This is a genomic window from Treponema sp. R80B11-R83G3, assembly GCF_054786115.1.
The window spans coordinates 1-5,003 of record NZ_BDHF01000091.1 but is presented as its reverse complement, the minus strand read 5'-3'; the positions used below and the strand labels follow the sequence as shown (position 1 = coordinate 5,003).

Genomic DNA, 5,003 nt, shown 5'->3' with positions numbered 1-5,003 from the left:
ACTACATCATGTATTCTTTTATCTGAACGAAGTTTTTGCATCGTAATAACTAAGCGTATATAATTAAAACTTTCTTCGTCTTCATCGCTGTATTGTTTACTTTTTTCAAGCGTGGGCAGTATTTTTTCTACAAACGGAATAAACTCATCCTTTACTAATAAACACGGCATTTGTTCCATTATAAGCGAATATATATCTTCATCCGGGTTTTTGTCATTGATATAAAATTCCGCGAACTTGTCATAATATTCAAGACAATTTTCTGTGTTAAATAGATTATTGTCATGCGCTCCCACTATATACATGATATATTCATCGCGGAACATATTTATATCCTGTTCCATAGCGCGATAGAAAATGTTTGCTACCTGCTCTTTGGCATTTTTAAGCGCGTAATTCATATACGCGATCCATGCTTTAGGGTTTAAAGGATCAATTTTGACCGCATCAGTATAATATTCGTTGGCTTTGTCTATATGCTTCATCGAGCTGGCTATTCTTGCACGTAACAACAGCGTATCGTAATCAGAAGGATTTTTTTCCAGCAGTTCCGCGCAAATTTTGTTGGCAGTGCCGCTTTTCTTCATGTACCATAACACTTCGGCATGAAGCCGCTTAACATCGGCTGAATCGGGATTTTTTTCGCTTAATTCAGTTAAGAAGTCCGTAGCTTGTCTGTATTTATTTTCCTCAATGAGTTCATGAGCCGCAAGCAACTCATTTTGCAAATTGCCTGACGTAACAAAATACGCGTCATACTCAATACGTTTTTTTGGATCATAAAGAGTTTCATAGGCGGTTCGTATCGCCTTAAAACCCTCGGGATCAGAATCCGGCGAATGTATTTTAACCGCCGAAAAATAGGCGCGTTTAATTTCATTGGCATTTGCGCCGCGCTCTATATTCAGCAGTTCGTAGTAATTCACTTTTTAATTTCCTTTTCCAGACAGTTAATCGCGTCTTCAATGTTGATAATCAGTCTATCAATAACCGAATCTTCCCAATTCATAATAAGCGCTTTTTTTAATTCATTGACGGCGGCTTTAACTTCGCTTGAGTTTTCATTGTTATAAATCTTTAAAAGCCTTTCCGCTTTATTTATTATATGCCGGTATTTTCTGGCGTCGGGAACGTTTTTCCATTTTGAAAGATCAAGATTTTTGCCCATTTGAGACGTGTTCACCGTTACTGTCGCCGATTTACCAGTTGAGATTATTTCCGCATGTACCGTTAAAATGCCGTTCAAATCATATTCAAAGCGGATATTTATCTTCTCTTTGTATGCTTTGGCTTTTGGTATGCCGCTGAGTTCAAAACAGTTCAACAGATAGTTTTCATCAGGATCAAGGCTTTCGCCCTGATACGCGGTAATATGCACTTTTGTTTGATAATCGCAGGAAGTCGCGTATATTTTAGAGGCTGCGGCCGGAAGGGTTGTGTTGCGTTTTATAATAATATCACAGATTGTTTCTTTCTCATCTGGCCCTGTATCAATCAATGCTTCAGTACTGAGGCTGTAGGGGCAAACATCCGTCAGGACAATCGCGTTTTCGTTTAACACGCCGCTTAATACGCCCGCCTGTATAGCCGCGCCGCGAACAACGGACAAATCCGGATCAACAGCCGACTCGGGAGCGATGCCGAAAGTTTCATCTAAAAAATGAGATACAAGCGGAATGCGCGTGCTTCCGCCGACCAACAGAGTTAAACCAATATCTTTTGCGCTCAAATTTGCGTCGAATAACGCCGTTTTAATTTGATGTTCTGTGGAATATATCTTTTCGCGAATCATTGATTCAAAAACCGCTCTTGTGATTTTTTCGGAATACCCGATGGGATTGCCGTCCTTATTGTATAAAAACGGCAATTCTATCGTATTTTCGGTTTTGTCGCTTAACGCGATCTTACATTGCTCGGCGGCAATTTTTATCCGTATCATTGCGCGTGCGTCGCTTGAAACGTCAACTTTATCGCGTTTCTTAATCGTCCCGATTATGTGATCCATGATAGCCTGGTCAAAGTCTTTTCCGCCAAGCGCGTTATTCCCGCAGCTTGATTTTACCTCCACTACTCCTTCAAAAAGTTCAAGCACGGTAACATCAAGGGTTCCTCCGCCAAGATCATACACAAGCATATATTTACAATCGCGCATGTGTTCAATTCCGTAATCCAAGCTTGCCGCAGTCGGTTCGTTGATAATACGCTCAACTTCAAGACCGGCTGCCTTTCCCGCAGCCATAACATCCTTACGCTGTGAATCGTTAAAATAGGCGGGAACGGTAATCACCGCGGAGTCAACCGTCTTACCTGAATGTTTTTGCGCGCAATCAGTCAAATAGCGCATGATCATCGCCGCGACATCTACAGGAGAATAAACTTTGTTACGCGCTTGAAGTTCCGTATTTGTGCCAAAAAGCCGCTTTACCTCAAGAAATGTATTTTCAGGTTCGATGAGCGCTTTTTCTTTAGCCTCAAGACCGACAATAGGCGAGCCATCATTGGCTATGTATACGACTGACGGAGTTATCATATCTCCCAAATGATTGGGAATAATGATAATTTTTTCATTATCGTCAACATAAGCTATTTCCGATGTCGAAGTGCCGAAATCTATTCCTACTTTCATAGCGTAACAACTCCTTACTTACAAATAAATAATATTATTAGGCGTTCCCAGTTTATTAACGATGACAGCCGCTCGCCGAAGCACTTTATCCTTGTAAATATAGCCGAATTTCAAAGTATTAATTACATAGCCGTTTTGCATTTCCATGTTTTGTTCGGTACTTTCCGCCGAGTGAAGATGAAAATCAAAATCTACATTGTTTGCTTCAATTATTTTAAGCCCTACTGCTTCTACTGCGCTCTTTGCCCTGTTCCACATCATCTGCGCTTGTTCAAAAAGCGGCGAGTTCCGGTCTACTGCGGCAAAAAAATAAAAATCCCCGATAGTGTCGGTAAGCGCAATCAAGGTATCAATAAGGACGTTTTCATTGCCGTTGTTTTGCAGAAAGTCGTCGATTTCTTCAAGTTGGATAATTGTTTCTTTTTGCCTTGTTTCAATTATGTGCAAACGCTCGTTTGTTTCCGCAAGGTATTCGTTAATTTCTGAAACGGCGTTTTTAGCGCTTGTGTCGGTATAATATTTTATTTTTTTCCAAAATGAATCGAAAAATGCCATTTTTAGTAACCTGTTATAAACTTGCTTATTTTACATCATATAATAAATTGGCTAAATTTGACAACCCAATGAGATTGTTAAAAAATTCATTTTTGAAAAATTCAACATTTTGTAATTTTTTACTACATAAAGAATTATGTATTTATAAAATTAATAAAAACCAAAAATTCTACATTAATCGGCTTGTCAATGCATTCATTTTTATATAAATTAAATTTAAAATGAATACATTAAAAGTATTCATAATATTTTTTTTAAGGAGTTAGTTATGAAAAAGATTCTATTGGTTATGGCTTTGGTCCTCAGCATTATGCTGGTTATGGGCTGCAAATCCACGCCGCCTACTGACGATGATTACGTTAAACTTTATGACAAAAGTACCGGGCTTATTCTGGATGGCGCTAAAACGTACACCGTAAAATCCGGTGATACGCTGTCAGACATCGCAAGGACAGAAATGGGTAATGGTTTTTATTATCCCATTATTATGCTTGCCTCCCGAGGGGTAGTTGTAAACCCGGATAAAATCCTGCCGGGCATGGAATTGACCATCATAGACGGTGAAAAAAACAAGGCCGATGACAATGCCAGAAAGAGCATGAAAAATTATTTTCTTGGTTTTGTCAATTTTGAAAAATCTAAAGCCAAACCCGATCAGAGATTAATCAACGGGTTTAAGAAAGAGGCAGGGAAACTTTAGATATTACTGAAAAAATTTTCACATTAAGAGGGAAGAGGGGTTTTTGTCCTAAGATGAGGGACAGAAACCCCCTTTTTTTATTTTTCTTCAAGAGATTCCGCATCGGCTAAATCTTTGTGTCTTCCGGTGGATCGTTTGTTTTTGATAAGGCGAGTAACATGTCTCTGTAATCGTTGTTCAACATCGTACTTTTTACTCAAGGAAACCGCTTCGCAAGTCAGCGGCCAGACTAGCGCTACCCGATCATTTGCTGAACCGGGAACGTAACCTGAATTATGATGATCGGATTGCATAATAATGGAAATACTTTTATCCATAACTACTAATAGTATAACAATTCATCATTAAATTAACAAGCGTTTCCGACTTTATGTGTTTTCTATATAATAATCACATTTATTGGTTTTTCAAGATTTTTGCAAGACTAAGTATTGTTTCAATATCTTTTTCATTAAGTTCAATTAATAATTGAATTATTGAACGAATGTTATGGTTAAGTAATTTATCCTGTTTTTTATTTTCTTTTCCGGTTACAAGATATTCAACAGTTACATCTAAAGCATTGGCAATTTTAACGGCAATATCCGCCGGAGGCATGGAAGCCCTTACTCCAAGATAACAGTCCAGAGTACCTTTGGGTATACCTGTTTTATCACCTAATTCCTTGACAGTTAGCTCATGATAATCAAGTTCAGCCCGTAAATTTGTTCTAAAATCAGCCTTCATTTAATAAATACCTCATTTGAGGTATCAAAAAATACGAAATAGGGATATTTCAACAAAGAATGAAGGAGAAAACATTATGAAAAAAACATTCAAACAATTTGGGATTATCTTCTTTGTAACGATAATCGGTTAGTATTCATCTAGCAATGATGTAAGTTGTAGGCGTTTGTCAGTAAGTGTCCTACAACTTACTGTTGTTAGTGGATAGGAGAGCTTTATCTATTCACTACTTACTACCAACTAACCACTAATAACTACCCATTAATTTCCCCTTCTTTATATTCAGGATACCGGTTATTAAGATAAAACGCGCTTAGTTTTGCAAACAACAGCCGTTTACTGTCATCTACGGCTTCAGGCAATTTGTCTGCAAATTTTGTAATTAATGAATTAATA

At 37.9% G+C, this 5,003-nt stretch carries 6 protein-coding genes; 1 reads left to right on the top strand and 5 read right to left on the bottom strand.

Annotated features, from left to right (window positions below; genetic code table 11):
* From ACYVRH_RS10680 to grpE, 3 genes are all read right to left on the bottom strand, one after another.
* Window positions 1–926 (bottom strand): J domain-containing protein (locus ACYVRH_RS10680; protein ID WP_461256899.1); only part of this gene is annotated, 926 nt, incomplete at its 3' end.
* The gene (locus ACYVRH_RS10675; RefSeq protein ID WP_461256898.1) at window positions 923–2,626 is read right to left on the bottom strand and encodes an Hsp70 family protein; all 1,704 of its coding nucleotides are present in this window, start codon (window positions 2,624–2,626) and stop codon (window positions 923–925) included. The genes ACYVRH_RS10680 and ACYVRH_RS10675, both read right to left, overlap by 4 nt.
* A gap of 18 nt (window positions 2,627–2,644) precedes the next feature.
* Window positions 2,645–3,181, bottom strand: a complete 537-nt coding sequence (gene grpE, locus ACYVRH_RS10670) for a nucleotide exchange factor GrpE (protein WP_461256897.1) — start codon at window positions 3,179–3,181, stop codon at window positions 2,645–2,647.
* 268 nt (window positions 3,182–3,449) lie between these two features.
* Here grpE and ACYVRH_RS10665 point away from each other — a divergent pair, with 268 nt between their 5' ends.
* Window positions 3,450–3,881: a LysM peptidoglycan-binding domain-containing protein gene (locus tag ACYVRH_RS10665; RefSeq protein WP_461256896.1), complete on the top strand. Its 432-nt coding sequence runs from the start codon at window positions 3,450–3,452 to the stop codon at window positions 3,879–3,881.
* A gap of 77 nt (window positions 3,882–3,958) precedes the next feature.
* Here ACYVRH_RS10665 and ACYVRH_RS10660 read toward each other — a convergent pair whose 3' ends face one another.
* Both ACYVRH_RS10660 and ACYVRH_RS10655 read right to left on the bottom strand, forming a co-directional pair.
* Window positions 3,959–4,174 carry a hypothetical protein gene (locus ACYVRH_RS10660; RefSeq protein ID WP_461256895.1) on the bottom strand — a complete coding sequence of 72 codons (216 nt, stop codon included), beginning with the start codon at window positions 4,172–4,174 and terminating at the stop codon, window positions 3,959–3,961.
* Window positions 4,175–4,277: 103 nt separating this feature from the next.
* The gene (locus tag ACYVRH_RS10655; RefSeq protein WP_461256894.1) at window positions 4,278–4,607 is read right to left on the bottom strand and encodes a helix-turn-helix domain-containing protein; all 330 of its coding nucleotides are present in this window, start codon (window positions 4,605–4,607) and stop codon (window positions 4,278–4,280) included.
* Window positions 4,608–5,003 lie beyond the last annotated feature (396 nt).